This window comes from Vibrio sp. SCSIO 43133 (assembly GCF_023716845.1).
GTDB lineage: Bacteria > Pseudomonadota > Gammaproteobacteria > Enterobacterales > Vibrionaceae > Vibrio > Vibrio mediterranei.
The window spans coordinates 1,380,441-1,397,789 of record NZ_CP068025.1 but is presented as its reverse complement, the minus strand read 5'-3'; the positions used below and the strand labels follow the sequence as shown (position 1 = coordinate 1,397,789).

The following is a 17,349-nucleotide window of genomic DNA, read 5'->3' as shown; positions in this document are numbered from 1 at the left end:
GTTGGGTGTCGAAATGTGATCATCACAACTGCCTATTCTATCTTCTGGTTTCAACGCCTCTTTAAACAAACAACTGTGTTGCGCAATAAAGCAGTGTTGTCGCTAAAGTAATATTGGTGGCTTTACCATATTTCTGGAACTGAGATTGAAGTAGCTTGCCTGCTATAGCCCATATTAAGTTACTGACTAGTGCGATTAACGCTAACAAGAAACTGGTTGCCAAAATCCAGTAGAGATTTTGTGTGTAAGGGAGCACGAAAGTAGAGATCGATGTAATTCCATATAACATGATTTTCACGTTGGCGAACTGCAAACCAAACCCAGTTAATGCTGTAATTCCCCCCGAACTCTCTGAAGCGGTTTTTAAATCACTCGTGGCGATTCCCCAAGCCAACCATACGATGTAGGCCGCCCCAACCCAAGTTAGCCAAGGTGTAACTACTGGCAAAAGAGTGATCATGTGGTATGAAAAAACGCTGCAAAACAGCATTAAGACGATGTAACCACAGAACATTCCGAAAATAACTTTTAGAGCTCGCGTTAGCCCGTGTTGCGTTGCAACACTGAGCGACAGAATGTTGTTAGGACCTGGCGTGATCGAAGTAATGATGACGTAGGTGAAAAATGCGCTATAGATGGAACTCATCTCTATCTCTCCTGTTTTTGCTGAACTATACTTGCTCTTTATTGTTTTAAAAATTGAATATATTTAAATCAAGAGTTCGAATTAATGAAACTATTTACTTGGGAGATTTGTCATGAATCTAAAGCGATTTCTCACGTTTAAAACCATTGTTGAGGAAGGATCATTTCTTAAAGCCTCGCAGAAATTATATTGCACGCAGTCAACGATAACCTTTCAAATCAAACAATTAGAGCAAGACCTCTCCTTGCGGTTGTTTGAAAAAATCGGGCGTAAGATGGTGCTAACTCAGGCAGGAGAGAACATCCTACCTTACGTCTACGAACTTATACGAGTAATGGAAAATATAGAGGGGATGGCGCAAAAACAGGGCTCGGAGCCAACAGGCGAGTTGAAAGTCTTGGTCGCAGAAACACAGCTGGCCTATAAAATGGCCAATGTTCTACGAGAATTTAGAATTAAAGCACCGAAAGTCAGACTCTCGTTGCAGTCGCAGAATTGCTATCAGATTCGAGATGAGTTAATTGCCGATAAAGCGGATTTAGGAGTATTTTATCGTGTGGGTAATGACGATGCGCTTAAAGTCCATGAATTTACGAAAGAACCATTAGTGCTTGTCGCTTCACCGCTTTTAAAACAGTTGGATTTATTACAGTGTGGCCGGCATATCGAATCTGGGTTTATCAGTAATGGGCCGACATGCCTTTTCCGCCGAACCTTTGAAAGCATTATCCAAGAGCGTAACATTAGCATCGACAACATGATCGAGTTGAGCAGCATCAATACCATCAAAAACTGCGTTGAAAGTAATATTGGTATCTCATACCTGCCTCGCTTTACTGTCGAACAAGAACTCCGAGAAGGCACCCTTCAAGAGTTGGTGCTAACCGAGACACCGCAAATGATCACCCCACTCTGTGGTTACCATGCTGGCAAGTGTGTGACGCCAGCGATGGAAGTCTTTATCGACTGCATGCGCAACGAATACTAACGATATTTTGTTTAACACCAATAGTGTTTGAAATTCCTTGTCATCGACAAATACAAGCGCAAGCGGTGATATCTAGAGCAATCTCCACATACTGCTCGAAGTGAGGGTCAAATATCGACGTTTTTTCGACATCCATAGGAATACTCTACATGTATTGAATTAATCCACTGACATGAAAAGAGTATGGTATGAAAAAGAAACATCTCTCCCTAAGCGTATTACTAGGCCTAACGACATTGTCGACACTGGCTTTTGCAACTACTTCAAACAACATTGACGCACATAAGAAATTCCGAGGAGAACAAGCTCTTGAGGTGGACCAATCACAATGGTTTCGAGAGCTAAGAATGGAAAATTGGACTCACGTTGTACCCGAGCAAGACATACGAGATACGTTGGTTAAAATTGATTCGGGTGAACCGCTGCGCGATTTCATCAACACAAATGAAGCGGGTCACTGGACATATGAATTCGCTCAAGCTGCTGATGATTATGCAAACTCAGCGAGTGATTATGAGTCGTATCGTAAGGCATCCATGATGTACTTAATTGCTTCATACCCAAACCACATGACAGAGCACGAACACGAAGCCATCGAGCGATCGGTTGATATGTATCTTAAAGCAGAAGCATTGAGCCCTACTATTGATGTAGAGCGCGTGGAGATGCCGCTTACGACTAGAGGTTCGATCACGGGTTTATTACATATCCCAAAAGGTGCCGAGAAGCCCGGCGTTATCCTTTACACAGGTGGAGTCGATAAAATTCTGACTGAACACCGTGATGCAATTGATACCCTTTTGAGGCAAGGTTTTGCTGTGCTGACTTTTGATATTCCCGGTGGCGGCTTGAACAACAACATCATTATTGAGCTGGGTAAAGAAGATCAGGCTCACCAAGCGGCATTAGCGTACGTTAAATCTGATTCAAGGCTGGATAGCAACAATGTCGGAGCGCTGAGTTCATCGGGTGGTGGCGTTCCATTGATGACATTCATCCTAAACACTCCACAACTCAAAGCGGGTGTTGCTCGCTGTGCAGTAGTGACTGACGTACTGACAGATACGCAGGTATTTCACCATGCCCCTCTCATGTCATCGATGTCTTACGGTTATCGAATTGGTGTCAAAGACGTTAGTGACCTTAATTCTTACGGACAATGGACGATTCCATTAGCACTTATGACTAAAGGCTTTAAATCTAATGAAACCGATGTTCCTGTATTGGCGATTAATACCAAAGATGACATGGTGAACCCGCCGGAAGAAATGAGGTATACAGCAGGGCTTTCAACAAGAGGTGAAGTGGCATACTTCGGTAACTCAGGCCATTGCCCGGATGGAGCAGAAGCTGAGTTGGCGATTACTAACTTTTTCCTCAGGTACATGTAAGATAACTAAACTTAGGCAGCTTTGTTGAGATTACAGCTTTGTTGAGACGACATAGTGCCTCAGTTCTATTGCTCTAAAGTTGCCGTCATCCAAACTCTCAGTGATACGATGCGGCCACTTTAACTAAATGACTGCCTGTCCTAACATGCTTAACTGATTGGAAATGACGCCCCTGTTCATTTCCATTTCATCGCACCTATCCTATGTACATCGATGCTAGTTCATTTTTGATTCTGAGTGTTGCTCGATCATAAAGTCAATCACTTCATCATTTAAGCAAGATTTACTGACGTATTGGCGTTGTTTGCCTATATGAAGGATAAAACCCAAATCGCTTTGTTCAAGCTGATCAATATCATTCCAAGTGATGTTTCGGGTGTTCTTGCCGCTTTTATAACTCATACCGTCAGAGTTAATTTTAAGAAGTACTTTACCGCCAGAACTCGTACTGAGTGTTTGCCTCCACAACCACCAAGTTCTTTTAAAATAAACACTTAAAGCTTCAATAATACTCAAGACAATAAAGAACCAACCCACATAACCACTTGGAAGCAGCTCAAATTTTACGAGTACTACACCAAAAATAAGAAAGAGCATCCCTTTATAATAAGCTTTTGGAAATGTAGCGGGGTGGCTAGTTTGATCAAAGCATTCCGCAAAAAAGGTCTTGTCGAGCGTGTATTCTGTAGTGAAATCATAATCTTTAGACATAGGCAGTTACTTTGGACTTTTCTGTGAGTGAGTATTTCATGCTACGACCGTGCAGCGAGAGTATTGTATAGCTTTACGGTGTGTTGTTTTAATTGTTTTTGCCCCTCTTCGTCTCTACCTACTTTTTACTCAAGAAAGTGTTTTGATAGGAAACCCCTATCAAATAGATAGGAAAGGACGAATTTTCAAAAACACGCTCTCATTGCAATATACATACATCGGCGCAGGACAGTGCCAAAACAAACAACACGAACACTTTGAGAGAGTAATAACTATGATCAACACAACTATCAAGCCATTTTCAGCAACTGCATTCAAACAGGGCGAATTCGTAGAAATTACAGAGCAAAATGTAAAAGGTAAGTGGGCAGTATTTTTCTTCTATCCAGCAGATTTTACATTCGTATGCCCAACTGAGCTTGGTGATCTTGCTGACCATTACGCAGAGCTCCAAGAGCGCGGCGTAGAAGTTTACTCAGTATCAACAGATACCCATTTCACTCACAAAGCATGGCACGACAGCTCAGACACTATCGGTAAAATTAATTACTACATGGTCGGAGACCAAACGGGCACTATCACTAATAACTTCGGTGTGATGCGCGAAGGTCAAGGTCTAGCAGACCGCGCGACTTTCCTAGTTGATCCAGAAGGCGTTATCCAAGCAATGGAAATCACTGCAGAAGGTATCGGCCGTGACGCAGAAGACCTAATGCGTAAAGTGAAAGCAGCACAATACGTAGCGGCTAACCCAGGTGAAGTTTGCCCAGCGAAATGGAAAGAAGGTGAAGAAACACTAGCACCGTCTCTAGACCTAGTTGGCAAAATCTAAGCTAATCACACACTAGCTCAGCGGAATATCGAGTCCGTGTTGCACGCCCCGTCGTCACTTTTATTGCTTCTACCATTGGCAGGTAATAGTGGGGGCGTGCACCCTTAAACCATCATTTTAGTGAATAACCAAACATCAAAAGGGTCCCCTTTTATTTTTCCCTTTTTAATTCCTTCTGATGTTAAGCAGTCTTATAGAATAGGTATCAGTATGTTAGATCAAGCAATGAAGCAGCAGCTAAAAGCGTATTTAGAAAACGTAAAAACCCAAGTTCAATTAGTTCTCAGCCTTGATGACAGTGATACTGCGAGCAAGATCGAGTCGCTCGCCGATGACATCGCATCATTAAGCAGCAAAATCGATGTAATTCGCGATGATGCTGCAAGCCCTCGCAAGCCAGTCATGCGTGTTGTTAACCCAGAGAAGGGCACCGCTATTGGTTTTGCCGGTCTGCCAATGGGTCACGAATTTACGTCACTTGTGCTAGCGCTACTGCACACAGGTGGCCACCCAATCAAGCTAGAAGCGGAAACCATTGAGCAAATCGCAGAGCTGAACTCACCGCTAGATGTCGAGATTTTTATCTCTCTATCATGCCAGAACTGTCCAGAGGTAGTTCAAGCCTTCAACATGATGGCGGCAATTAACCCGCTGGTAAACGTCACTATGATAGACGGTGCAGCGTTCCAAGATGAAGTGAAGCAGCGTGACATCATGGCAGTACCAAGCGTGTTCATTAATGGTGAACTGTTCGGCCAAGGTCGTATGTCACTGAATGAAATCCTAAACAAAGTCGACACAGGTGCAGCGGAGAAAAAAGCTAATCAGTTAAATGAAACAGCACCGTTTGATGTCCTTGTCGTGGGCGGCGGCCCAGCGGGCTCTTCTGCGGCTATCTATGCAGCTCGTAAAGGTATTCGCACTGGTGTGGTTGCTGACCGTTTCGGTGGTCAGGTGATGGACACCATGGCAATCGAGAACTTTATTTCAGTGAAAGCGACCACAGGTCCTAAGCTGGTGGCAAGCCTTGAAGAGCACGTTAAAGAGTACGGCGTTGAAGTCATCACTGAGCAGCGTGCTGCAAACATCATCGATTCAGAAGATACCGATGACGGTTACACCCACGTAGTACTAGAAAGCGGCGCAGTACTAAAAGCTCGCTCTGTGATCACAAGTACTGGTGCTCGCTGGCGTGAAATGAACGTACCGGGTGAACAAGAATATCGTAACAAAGGTGTGGCGTACTGCCCTCACTGCGATGGCCCACTATTTAAAGGTAAACGTACCGCGGTTATCGGTGGTGGTAACTCTGGTATTGAAGCAGCCATTGATCTTGCGGGTATTGTGGAGCACGTAACGGTTCTGGAGTTTGCTGATACACTTCGCGCTGACCAAGTGCTTATCGACAAAGCGAATAGCATGGCGAATATAGACATCATCACGATGGCACAAACCACAGAAGTTCTGGGTGATGGTACGCGTGTTACTGGTCTTGAGTACAAAGATCGCAATACGGACGAAATCAAGCATATTGAACTTGCTGGCATCTTCGTACAAATCGGCCTAGTTCCTAATAGTGAATGGTTGAAAGGGACAAAAGTTGAGTTGTCACCTCGCGGAGAAATTGAAGTAGACGCTCATGGTGCAACCAGCATGAAGGGAGTCTTTGCGGCAGGTGATGTCACCACTGTTCCATACAAGCAAATCATCATCGCAATGGGTGAAGGGGCAAAAGCTAGTTTGGGAGCGTTTGATTTCTTGATTCGTAATCCAGCTCCTGTGAAGCAAGCTGAAACGGCTTAAGGTTAAATAACCTATTTTCATAGCGCTGTTCTCAACTGAGAGCAGCGCTTTTTCGTTTTGTTACTGAGAAAAAAACGCCCGACGAAAATCAGCAACTTGCCGGGCATAGTAGTGTTGCCACTCATCCTGTGATAACCCCGAAAATTGCGTCACTCTTTGTTGTTCAAGGGAAGCTTCTAGGCGCTGTAGTTCACTCTGGTAGTTACTGACGACGGCTTGTTGTTGAGTGACCTGCTGCTGCCGAGTTGCGATCTCTGCACTCTGTTGGGGGGTCAGGAAATGGTGTTCTAGCTCGCTAATCAAAGCTTCACGCTCTGATTCACTGAGATTTTCAGGTACAAGAGCAACAGCCTGTTCAAACTTAGCTTGGTTGCTCACCAGTCCTAATGATTCTGCTCTTTCCTGCCATGCCTGCATCAGGTCTTCAAAATTCTGAATATAATCCTCTGCCGAAATGTACTCTGGAGCTTCCACCTCCAAATGCTTACTCTGAATGGTAAAATCATACAGCGCAAATTCATCTTCAAACATGACGTCAGCCAGTTGACCCCAGACTCTTCTCGCCTCTGCTTTTAATTGTTCGATACGTGCAGCTAATGATATTTGTTCATCAAACAATAAATTGCCGAGCGTTTGTTGCCATTGGTTGTTCAGTTGTTGATAGTTTTCAATAAGATAAAACCGTTCTGGTGTGAGAAATAGAGCCAGATTATCTAGTAACACATCGCAGTTATCAGCTAAGTTACATTGACGCCAAAACGACTCGATGTCAGCGATTAAATCGCGACCTCTCGCCTTATTGAAAGCTGCTGCGGTCGCTTGAATGTCGGATTCGCCTTGTTTATTTATGGATGGTGTAAACGATGTTTGTTCTACAGGTACTAGAATGTCGGCTGTCGTTGTTTTTGAAATCGTTGAGGTAATGTCAACGGATGCCGTAGCTTGTTTGACTTGTGGATGGTTGTTGTCGAATGACCACCAAACCGTGCCCACCAAGATGGCGGACACAATGATTAGCGTGAATTTGTTCATGGCTTTATAACAGCCGTAACGGGAAAGTGATCCGAGAGATTATAGTGTTTCCATAGACTCTCATCCGTTGTGCGAGGCACATCAACTCGGTTGTCGTTATACGATTTTGTACCATATTCATTGCTGACCATGACGTAATCGAGATATTCAACATTAGCACCACCTGACAGTGCCCCACCGGCGAAATCATTGATCCGAGGGTCGAATGTTGATGCGGTATAGCCAGAATATTGCGGTTCAGAGACGTTTAGGTTTGTCATCATTTGTTGATAATCATCTGGGAACTTGAGTTTGTTGACATTAAAGTCACCACTGTAGATTACCGCTTCATTTGCTGGGATATCGAGAGACTGGGCTAATGCACGTATTTGTTTGAACTGGCGCTGACGATAATCACGAGCGGTGTCGGTATCAAATGATGCGGTATGTGTTGCAAATACATGATAAGCCTGACCACCTTTAATGACTTCTGCGTAGTTTACTCCTTTATCGGCAAAACAATCGGTTCCGGAGCAATCTGGAAATACGTACTGAGCTTCATTAACGATGGGGTAGCGACTAACAATGATGACGCCCCCGTCGTAAATATTGATCCCTTCCTTATCCAACATTTTCGTTTGATAAGGGTATTCTTTGGCAAGCTCTCTTAAGAATGCGTCGCGTCCACTAGCAAACACTTCTTGTAGCGCAAGTACGTCATAACCCTTCACATATTCTGGAATTAGCTCATATCGGTCTCCAATATGAGAGGCGATAGCGGGAAGTGCCCAGATGTTATAGGTCATTAGCTTTAAGTTTTGTTCGTCGTTATCGACCTCTTCATCAACATGAGTAGGGGTAATGGTGTAGTACAAGTCATCGTAGCGTGCGGTCTTGGCTGATTTGAACGCCAATTCTGTATTGAGACTGCCAAATGAGTTTGTGTTTTGGCGATGAATATTTCGATCATCTTTTAAGGTTAAGTCGACATCGGCAGCGGACATTCCATACTCTATGGTTGAATTGTACCAGTGACCCTCCATCACTTGATTAAGCGATACGCTTTCACCTTGAGGATTCGAGACTATGGTTTCGAAGCGATAAGTCTGATTTGATTTCACACCTTCCCAACGATTAAAGCTCAGTATCGACTTTGTTTCCCAAGGGGCTAGAACTTGAACATGTTGCTGCCATTCCTCTCCCTCTTCCAGTAAATCAGTGCCTTCATGACTGATCTGGATTGTTAGCGGCTGATCTGAGTTATTGGTTAGGTACACATCAGTGTCTGCCAAGGCTGGCAAGGCGATTAAGCCACTGAGTAAAAGATTCCACTGTGAAAACTTCATCTTATTTATCCATGGTTTGAGTTAGAGTAATGATTCTGATTGATAAATGTTACTCAAGCGTTAAATTTGAATTAAGCAAATAAAACTTGCTCATTTTGTTATTTAATTGTGATCCTGATTCAAGATTGGTGTGATTCGCTAGAATAAACCACGCTATTTCTCCAATTCTTATCATCTTGGGTGTCGCTTTTGGTGTATCTACAGCATATTTTTCGGCATAACTTCACAATTTTGTAACACTAACTTGGCGGGCTAGAATTGTGCAATCTACGCTCAATTACTCATCGGAGGTCTGACAAGGAGGTGTTAAATGAAAGCGTTCTTCACATTCATTTTATGTAGCGTAATCGCATGGAATGCACAGGCGATAAGTTTTTGGTCGAGCAAAGGGTATACCGAAACCAAATACCCAATCGTATTGGTTCATGGCTTATTTGGTTTTGATTCACTAGCAGGGTTCGATTATTTCTATGGTATCCCTCAAACATTGAGCAAAAGCGGAGCAAAGGTTTATGTTGCCCAAATATCGGCGACCAACAGTTCGGAAGTACGGGGTGAACAGCTTCTAGCGCAAGTGGAAAATGTCTTGGCGATCACGGGTGCCGACAAAGTAAATCTAATAGGTCATAGCCATGGTGCGCCGACGGCTAGATATGTTGCATCAGTTGCACCGCAAATGGTTGCTTCAGTTACCAGTATTGGAGGCGTGAATAAAGGGTCGAAAGTCGCGGATATAGTGCGAAATACCGTTCCGGAAGACTCAGTGTCTGAGGCAATCGCTGTTGAACTGGCTAGTGCACTTACGACGATCATTGGTGTGTTATCTGGAGGTAGTGACTTACCACAAGATGGTTTGAGCTCATTGCAGGCGCTCACCACAGAAGGGTCGTTGGCCTTTAATGAGCATTATCCAGAAGGCGTGCCAAAGTCGTCTTGTGGTGATGGTGAATGGCAAGCTGCAAATGGTGTGTACTACTACTCATGGACCGGGACTTCGACTTACACTAATGTGTTAGACCCGGCTGATCCCGCAATGTTTATCCTAGGTTTAACGTTTGATGAACCTAATGATGGATTAGTAGGAAGGTGCAGTACTCATTTAGGTCGAGTCATCCGTGATGATTACAAGATGAACCACCTAGATGAAATCAATGGTCTACTCGGTATCCACCATCTGTTTGAAACGGATCCTAAGACCTTGTATCGGCAGCATGCTAACCGTCTGCAGCAACAAGGACTTTAGAGCATGAACAGGTTCCCCAAAACAAGTGCAGTGATGGCCTTATTGGTGGTGATAGCGGCAGGATTGCTCTCTGTGTTCGACGCGGATGATCATGACTCGGTCAAAGTGAGCTCCCAGCTTGATACTCAAATCGATAACGCATCAGAGCGTGATACCTTCGAGTATTTTATCTCGGGGCTTGTCGACAACGATACCGATACGATAGAGCAGCGGTTTGAACACTACAGTCAGCAACGGGATGGCTCTGAACAGCTTGAGCCAGAGTTGTTCGAAAAATATATGCGATACAAAGCTACACTAGCTGCGCTTAAACGAAACGGTGGCGAAGCTACAGATTTTCAAGGTCTGCACCAGCAAATCCTACTAATGCAAAGTGAATTTTTCACTGCGGATGAGCAAGAGCGTTTATTTGGTGAAGAGAATCTACTGCGTGAACTCGCCCTGACTAAAAAAGCTATTAAAGAGTCAGCACAAACCCCAGAGGAGTATCAACAACGTTGGGAGAATGAACTTAGCCAACTGCCACCAGAGCTGCAAAACAGCTTTCGCAATGCCACTGTGTTGACGGCTCTCAATGATACCAATGCTATGGATACGCAAAGTCAGTACATAGCTCGAGAGGCACTGGTGGGTAGTGAAGCCGCAGAAAGGTTAATGACGCTCGACCAAAAACGTGCTGATTTTGACCAGCAGTTCGACTCTTATCTAGTAGCGAGAGCCGACATATTGAATAACGCATCATTTAATGATGCAGAAAAAGTTCAGGCTATTAACGACCTTAGAGAACCGCTGTTTGATAAGAATCAGTGGCGAAGGATTGAGGCGTTAGAGCGGATTCATGATAGGCAGGAGGGGACTGAGTGAGGAGAGAAATATCCCCTTAGATAAAAGGCTTAGTATTGAATACTAAGCCTCAATACTTAATCAGTTATTTGGTATCAAAACTTGTAGACGTGCTTCATTGCAAGCCGCATCGAGCTTATGGGGTAAGGCATCATCAGAGATCAAATAGTGGAAATCCAACAAGTCACCGATTTTATATGTAGCAGTTTGATTGATGGTTTTCTTCTCTACTATCAGATACTTTTTCATGCTTCTCTCCATAACGAGGTTAGCAATATTTGCTACCAACACATCCGATGCTGTAACGCCAAACCTATCGTGAACACCTGCGGATGAAATAAACACTTTCTGAAATATCATTGGCGTTAACACATCATTAGAAGTGGAAATGAAGATATCGTGTACAGCATTATAATCGCCGCCTTGCAAGATAGCCTTGCAGTTAGGCTTGCTCTTTAATGCCAAAAAGACATTCATTGAAGCAGTAACACCGGTAAATTTCACATAATCGGGGATAGAACCAATAATGTCAGCGTTGAGCACACCATTGTCGAAATAAACCACATCATTCATCTCGATAAAATCAGAGACGATAGCCGAGATATAGTTGTTTACTTTGACTGGAGGGAAAGCGGTCACGGAATGTGTTTGCTTAATTGGAGTAACGACTGAGGTTGGTTCAGCAGACGGTTGTTCAAGCTCTTCGCCTACCTCATCATGCACAATCGGGTGACCACGGCGGATATATCCGCCGTAGTACTCAAGAGGGAAAGAATGAGCAGCGTTGGAGCTTAAATCACGACGAACCGTCATTTCTGACACTTCTAAAAGACGGGCGATTTCTTTCAGATGAATTTTGTCGCTATGTTTTAGGCATGCTTCAATTCGTCGAAGTCTTTCTAACTGCTTTGTAACCATGTTTCTCCATTTTCGGCCTTTTACAGCCGAAGGCTTCTTGCTCTTAGTAACCATTAGTCGTTGGAGCTTCACCCATGACAATGCTCACACTAGCACTAGCACCGATTCGAGACGCACCTGCGTCAATCATTTCTTGTGCAGTTTCCCTAGTGCGAACGCCGCCAGATGCTTTTACTCCCATTTGGTTGCCAACAGTATCACGCATTAACTTAATATGCTCGACAGTTGCGCCACCTGTTGAGAAACCTGTTGATGTTTTCACAAAATCAGCACCTGCACGTTTACTAATGTTACACAGTTCAACAATTTGTTCGTTGGTCAGCAAGCAGGTTTCGAAGATGACTTTGAGCAATGTCGCTCCACACGCTTCTTTGATAGCCGTAATCTCTTTTTCTACGACATCCCACTTTTCGTCTAAGACATTGCTTATGTTGACAACCATGTCAATTTCGTCAGCACCCAAAGAAATCGCATTTTGAGTTTCAAACACTTTTACTTCAGTGGTGTTTGCACCCAGAGGAAAACCGATAACTGTGCAGATCTTAACATTTGATGTTTTTAAGCGCTGAGCACAATGCTCAACAAAGTCAGGATTAATACAAACAGAGAAGAACTGATGCTCGTGGGCTTCATCACATAGGGTGTTGATTTGGCGTGTTGTAGCATTAGCGAGGAGTAGTGTGTGGTCAATGTAGTGATTCATGTTGTTACCTTATGCGTTAATCATGGAATTGAGTGTATGTTACTTTAATAACATTTCAAAGTTACAATGTTATCATGTTAACTCTAAAGTGTGATTTGGTACGGGTTTTCTCATAATTTAATCGATATTAACATCATCAAAGTGATCTTGATCTCAGTAAAGAGTCATTGAGATCGATTAATGTTAGTTTCATAACATGAGTGAGGAAATAAAAAATGAAAACAATCGCAGTTATCGGCTCCAATATGGTCGATCTCATTTCATACACCGATCGTATGCCGAAAGAAGGCGAAACGTTAGAAGCACCGTCATTTAAAATGGGATGTGGTGGCAAAGGTGCTAACCAAGCCGTAGCCGCCGCTAAAATGGGCGCAGATGTTGTGATGGTGAGTAAAGTTGGTGATGACATGTTTGCCGACAATACGATTCGAAACTTTCAATCTTACGGCATTAATACTCAATATGTGAGCAAAGTACCTCAGACTTCAAGTGGTGTGGCACCAATTTTCGTAAGTTCTACCTCGCAGAACTCCATCTTAATTATTAAAGGGGCAAATGAGTTTTTGAAACCAGCTGACATTGATAAAGCGGAAAGTACCTTGGTGGAGTGCAGTTTGATAGTGCTTCAGTTAGAAGTACCGCTTGAAACTGTCTATGCTGCTATTGAATTTGGCAACAAACACAATATTCCGGTGTTGCTAAATCCTGCCCCTGCGGTACCTGAGCTTGACATTGACTATGCTTGTCGCTGCGACTTCTTTGTTCCTAACGAAACTGAACTCGAAATTTTGGTGAACAAGCCTGTTGAAACGGTTGAGCAGATTAAAGAAGCTGCCACTATTCTTCTAAATAAAGGTTTAAACAACATCATCGTTACCATGGGGTCGAAAGGGGCTCTTTGGCTAAGCAAAGATGGTAAAGACGTATTTATTGAACCAACTAAAGTGAACGCAGTGGACACCAGTGGTGCGGGTGATGCCTTCATTGGCTGCTTCTCTCACTACTTTATGCAAACTGGTGATGTACAGAAGTCCTTGGAAAAAGCTTCACTATTTGCTGCATTCAGCGTGACGGAAAAAGGAACACAGTTTTCCTATCCGAGCATTGAACAATTTGAAGAGTTTGAAACAAAACATACTAAATAATACTAATGGTCTGAACTAACAATTAAAACTGGCTCATTAGAAATAATGAGCCAAAGATAACTTGTTCTTTAAGGAACCCTACAATGATAAAAAATAATACTATCCAAGGCTCTGATGGCTATTTGGATAAAACACCAGTGTTTCAATTTATACTATTATCTTGCCTTTTTCCTTTATGGGGGTGTGCCGCTGCATTAAACGATATTCTAATTACTCAATTTAAATCTGTTTTTGAATTATCTAATTTTGCAAGTGCCTTAGTTCAAAGTGCTTTTTATGGTGGTTATTTTTTAATTGCGATCCCTGCTTCTTTAGTTATTAAAAAATCGTCATATAAAGTAGCGATCATGATTGGCTTATCGCTGTATATTTTTGGCTGTGCGGCATTCTTCCCTGCTTCTCACATGGCAACTTATACGATGTTCTTAGCGGCAATCTTTGCGATTGCGGTAGGACTGTCTTTTCTTGAAACAGCGGCGAATACCTACTCTTCAATGTTGGGTCCAAAATCCCACGCAACCTTACGTCTAAACATTAGCCAAACTTTCTATCCAGTAGGTGCGATTGCAGGTATCTTGCTTGGTAAATATCTTATTTTCCAAGAAGGCGCGAGTTTAGAATCACAAATGGCGGCGATGTCTCCAGATCAGATTCATGCGTTCCGCTTGGAGATGCTAGAACATACTTTGAAACCTTATAAGTACATCATTTTTATCCTTATTGGTGTATTAGCTTTGTTTATGTTCACTCAATACCCTAAATGTAAAGTTGCCCAACAAAGTGGTAAAAAAGCACCTTCCATTGGTAAAACACTTAAGTACTTATCGACAAACAAGCGCTTCAAAAAAGGGATCATTGCACAATTCTTATATGTCGGTATGCAAGTTGCAGTGTGGTCGTTCACCATACGCCTAGCTCTTGAGATGGCGGATATTAATGAGCGTGCAGCGTCGAATTATATGGTGTATTCATTTGTTTGTTTCTTTATCGGCAAATTTATTGCCAATATATTGATGACTAAGTTTTCGGCAGAGAAGGTTCTTATTGCCTATTCAATAATTGGCATGGCGTTCCTAGCTTATGTCTCACTAGTTCATGACTTTAGTGCCGTTTACGTAGCGGTTGGTGTGAGTGTTTTGTTCGGTCCTTGTTGGGCGACTATCTACGCTGGAACGTTAGATACGGTAGATAACGAATACACTGAAACGGCGGGTGCGGTCATTGTTATGGCTATTGTAGGCGCAGCAGTAGTACCTGCCATTCAAGGTTTGGTTGCTGATGCTATTGGTATGCAGTTATCGTTTTTGGTCAACTTTATCTGTTTTGGATACGTTGGTTATTATTTCTTAGGTGAAATGAAAAATAAGAATCTTAACGAAAAACAACCTCAATTAGCTGAACAAACAAATTAATGTCGCAAAAAGCCACTGTATAAGTGGCTTTTCTGTTTCGGAGAAAAGTTATGTATATCATCCCACTAAATAAAACACAATTTAATCAACAAGATGCAATATTAATTCAATCTGAGAATTTTAAAGTATCAGCATTCAAATATAACTCTGGGGTTGAAGGACTAAAGATTGAAAATGCTAAAGGATATTTGACTATCTTACCTTACATGGGACAAATGATCTGGGATGCGAAATTTCTAGGTGAAAATCTTTGTATGGAGAACATGTTCTCTGAGCCCAAACCAAGCAATGAGATTGTCGCTACATACGGTTGTTTTGCGTTCCATTCCGGTTTGATTCGCAACGGCTGTCCAAGTGCTGATGATGACCATCCTCTGCACGGTGAAATGCCGTGTGCCAGCATGGACAGGGCGTGGATAGAAGTGGATGAATATCAGGTTACTTTAAAGGGTGAATATGAGTATGTGATGGGCTTCGGAGACCATTACATAGCGACGCCGTCAGTTTCTATCGGAAAAGACGCATCAGTATTTGAGATCAAAATGAAAGTGCAGAACTTAGCTTCGGTCCCGATGCCACTTCAATACATGTGCCACATGAACACGGCGTATTTCCCAGAAGCGATGATGACACAAAACATTCCAGACAAAGCGGTTAAGCTGCGAGAATCGATTCCCGGGCACGTTAAGCCAACACCGCAATGGCTCGAGTTTAATGATGTACTCAAAGCGCAATCGACACCAATTCAACAGCTTTCGACACCAGACATGTATGACCCTGAAATTGTCTATTTCATGGATGACTTGTCTCAGTATACCGATAAAGCTGAGTTTCAGATGACTATCTCCAATGGTAAGACTTTAGTCACTCGATTTGATACCACTGAATTTAACTATGCGACACGTTGGATATTGTACAATGGCGACCAAAAAGTCGGAGCCTATGTCCTTCCTGCAACTTGTCGACCAGAAGGTTACTTAGCGGCTGAAAAGAACGATACGCTTATTCGATTGCAACCAAAGGAAGTAAGAGCGTTTACGGTGACAACGGGCATTGTTGAATAAGAAGCTTATTCGGTCCTTGGTGCTTTAGTCGTAAAGCACCAAAATAAATCCTCGAAATATCGTCGAACACTAATTACGCTCCATGAACCTGTCTCGTTCTACCCTCATGAGTCGGTGCGGTTTTGTATACAGCTTTGTGTTATCAACCTAAAGCGCACAGTTTTGGCAAGGGGAGGCAAAATTCCCTCTTTCGTTCAGCGCTCCGATAATGTATTTCTTTGGGTTTTTCCCTCAGCCGCATCTCACTCGTAGATTTGGTCAAGAATAATGCTCTTGTAACTGTTCGACCACTCTATCAACGCTGCGTAGCGTATTTAGGCGGATACTCAGAAAACTTTGATTTATCCCTACTCGGCTGGTTGCTTCTTTTTGGGTTAAACCCTCGACCAGATACATTTCTAACGCTGTGATGACTTTTCTTGAACTGATCTTCGTAAGTTTAAGTAACAGGCTTAACTGTTCTTCCGTTACTTTTCCACGCTCTAAAGCCATAATTTTCTCCAACTGGAAGGAAGGGGAAGCCTAACTCTTCGTTCCCCCTTAGTGCTATTGCGTTTGGGCCCTGAACTTTCTAAGAAATTTGCCAAATCCAAGGTCTCCAGTCCAAAAGTTAATGGCGTGCTCTACGCCTTTACTGGTGTAAGAGGCTCCGCTAATACCATCTACTCTATAGGGATCTTGAGAAAGGCTATGTTTTTGGCTTAGGGTTATTGATGGTTTATTGTCTTTAAAAATCAGTTTATTAGCGAAACGTGTTGACCAATCTGGGTTGTCGGTTATTTCCGCGCCAAGACCTTTACTCTCTTGGTGCTTGTAGAACTTAAGCCCCGCAATACTAAAGTCACGACTATTTAGACCTAAGTATCCGTAAATCAGCCCGAATTTCCCTTGAGCCCGAATAGGCATAACAAGACGATAAGTGACCCCGTTTTCGTCATGGATAAAATAAACAGGCAGCGCATTTTCGCGCATTTTTATGCCCGCTATATCATCCTTAGCCGATAAGGAAGTCGCGTTAGTGGCTGAGAGTGGATAATGGGTTAGTGACTCGTCGACATCGAACTTCGACGGTTGAAATTCGCCACTATTGAGGTCAACGGTTTTCACATCAACATACTTGTCGATGAGTGTCGAGACGGGTAACCGTTTTTGCATTAGTCCAGCAGATTCCAACAAAGTAAGGCGTTGGTCGAGTTCGGTTGGCTTAGGTGGCTGCTTTTTTAGGTCAGGTTCTGTACAGGCAACAAGAAGGGTTGCGCTGGCAGTGATAACAAGTGTAGTGACAAAACGCAT

At 43.0% G+C, this 17,349-nt stretch carries 17 protein-coding genes; 9 read left to right on the top strand and 8 right to left on the bottom strand.

All coding sequences use genetic code 11. The annotated features are described in order from the left end of the window. Window positions 1–61: 61 nt before the first annotated feature. The gene (eamB, locus tag JKJ11_RS23140) at window positions 62–646 is read right to left on the bottom strand and encodes a cysteine/O-acetylserine transporter (protein WP_006069778.1); all 585 of its coding nucleotides are present in this window, start codon (window positions 644–646) and stop codon (window positions 62–64) included. A gap of 112 nt (window positions 647–758) precedes the next feature. On the opposite strand from eamB, the gene JKJ11_RS23135 reads away from it, so the two are divergent. Then, entirely contained in the window at window positions 759–1,634 is an 876-nt protein-coding gene (locus tag JKJ11_RS23135; RefSeq protein WP_006069779.1) for a LysR family transcriptional regulator, read from the top strand. Between the two features lie 188 nt (window positions 1,635–1,822). Further along, complete coding sequence (locus JKJ11_RS23130) at window positions 1,823–3,025, top strand: alpha/beta hydrolase (RefSeq protein ID WP_124941580.1); 1,203 nt, start codon at window positions 1,823–1,825, stop codon at window positions 3,023–3,025. Window positions 3,026–3,241: 216 nt separating this feature from the next. Here the strand turns inward: JKJ11_RS23130 and JKJ11_RS23125 are convergent, their stop codons facing one another. After that, window positions 3,242–3,736, bottom strand: a complete 495-nt coding sequence (locus JKJ11_RS23125; protein ID WP_198559296.1) for a YcxB family protein — start codon at window positions 3,734–3,736, stop codon at window positions 3,242–3,244. A 274-nt stretch (window positions 3,737–4,010) separates the two neighbouring features. Between JKJ11_RS23125 and ahpC the strand changes: the two genes are divergently transcribed. Then, the gene (ahpC, locus tag JKJ11_RS23120; protein ID WP_503061021.1) at window positions 4,011–4,568 is read left to right on the top strand and encodes an alkyl hydroperoxide reductase subunit C; all 558 of its coding nucleotides are present in this window, start codon (window positions 4,011–4,013) and stop codon (window positions 4,566–4,568) included. Between the two features lie 210 nt (window positions 4,569–4,778). Next, window positions 4,779–6,371, top strand: a complete 1,593-nt coding sequence (ahpF, locus tag JKJ11_RS23115; RefSeq protein ID WP_252039331.1) for an alkyl hydroperoxide reductase subunit F — start codon at window positions 4,779–4,781, stop codon at window positions 6,369–6,371. A 60-nt stretch (window positions 6,372–6,431) separates the two neighbouring features. Here ahpF and JKJ11_RS23110 read toward each other — a convergent pair whose 3' ends face one another. Together JKJ11_RS23110 and JKJ11_RS23105 are read right to left on the bottom strand one after the other, a co-directional pair. After that, window positions 6,432–7,403 (bottom strand): chromosome partitioning protein ParA, encoded by a 972-nt coding sequence (locus JKJ11_RS23110; RefSeq protein WP_252039329.1) that lies wholly within the window; start codon window positions 7,401–7,403, stop codon window positions 6,432–6,434. After that, window positions 7,400–8,728: a sphingomyelin phosphodiesterase gene (locus JKJ11_RS23105; protein ID WP_239921627.1), complete on the bottom strand. Its 1,329-nt coding sequence runs from the start codon at window positions 8,726–8,728 to the stop codon at window positions 7,400–7,402. The genes JKJ11_RS23110 and JKJ11_RS23105 overlap by 4 nt, the downstream gene beginning before the upstream one ends. Before the next feature lie 310 nt (window positions 8,729–9,038). On the opposite strand from JKJ11_RS23105, the gene JKJ11_RS23100 reads away from it, so the two are divergent. Next, window positions 9,039–9,971, top strand: a complete 933-nt coding sequence (locus JKJ11_RS23100) for an esterase/lipase family protein (RefSeq protein WP_124941576.1) — start codon at window positions 9,039–9,041, stop codon at window positions 9,969–9,971. Between the two features lie 3 nt (window positions 9,972–9,974). Next, window positions 9,975–10,835 (top strand): lipase secretion chaperone, encoded by an 861-nt coding sequence (locus JKJ11_RS23095; RefSeq protein WP_252039327.1) that lies wholly within the window; start codon window positions 9,975–9,977, stop codon window positions 10,833–10,835. Window positions 10,836–10,895: 60 nt separating this feature from the next. Here the strand turns inward: JKJ11_RS23095 and JKJ11_RS23090 are convergent, their stop codons facing one another. Then, entirely contained in the window at window positions 10,896–11,732 is an 837-nt protein-coding gene (locus JKJ11_RS23090) for a DeoR family transcriptional regulator (protein ID WP_242456582.1), read from the bottom strand. Between the two features lie 43 nt (window positions 11,733–11,775). Then, window positions 11,776–12,435 (bottom strand): deoxyribose-phosphate aldolase, encoded by a 660-nt coding sequence (gene deoC / locus JKJ11_RS23085; RefSeq protein WP_252039324.1) that lies wholly within the window; start codon window positions 12,433–12,435, stop codon window positions 11,776–11,778. 215 nt (window positions 12,436–12,650) lie between these two features. Here deoC and rbsK point away from each other — a divergent pair, with 215 nt between their 5' ends. The 3 genes from rbsK to JKJ11_RS23070 all read left to right on the top strand — a co-directional run bounded on the left by rbsK (window position 12,651) and on the right by JKJ11_RS23070 (window position 16,056). Beyond that, window positions 12,651–13,580 carry a ribokinase gene (rbsK, locus tag JKJ11_RS23080; RefSeq protein ID WP_252039322.1) on the top strand — a complete coding sequence of 310 codons (930 nt, stop codon included), beginning with the start codon at window positions 12,651–12,653 and terminating at the stop codon, window positions 13,578–13,580. A gap of 83 nt (window positions 13,581–13,663) precedes the next feature. Then, window positions 13,664–14,992, top strand: a complete 1,329-nt coding sequence (fucP, locus tag JKJ11_RS23075; RefSeq protein WP_252039320.1) for an L-fucose:H+ symporter permease — start codon at window positions 13,664–13,666, stop codon at window positions 14,990–14,992. Window positions 14,993–15,042: 50 nt separating this feature from the next. Beyond that, window positions 15,043–16,056, top strand: coding sequence for an aldose 1-epimerase family protein (locus JKJ11_RS23070; protein WP_252039319.1), 1,014 nt, complete (start codon window positions 15,043–15,045; stop codon window positions 16,054–16,056). A gap of 258 nt (window positions 16,057–16,314) precedes the next feature. On the opposite strand, the gene JKJ11_RS23065 is transcribed toward JKJ11_RS23070, so the two are convergent. Beyond that, window positions 16,315–16,548, bottom strand: a complete 234-nt coding sequence (locus JKJ11_RS23065; protein ID WP_006069788.1) for a PapB/FocB family fimbrial expression transcriptional regulator — start codon at window positions 16,546–16,548, stop codon at window positions 16,315–16,317. 54 nt (window positions 16,549–16,602) lie between these two features. Next, a complete protein-coding gene (locus JKJ11_RS23060; RefSeq protein WP_252039317.1) occupies window positions 16,603–17,349 on the bottom strand; it encodes an FMN-binding protein in 747 nt (248 codons plus the stop codon).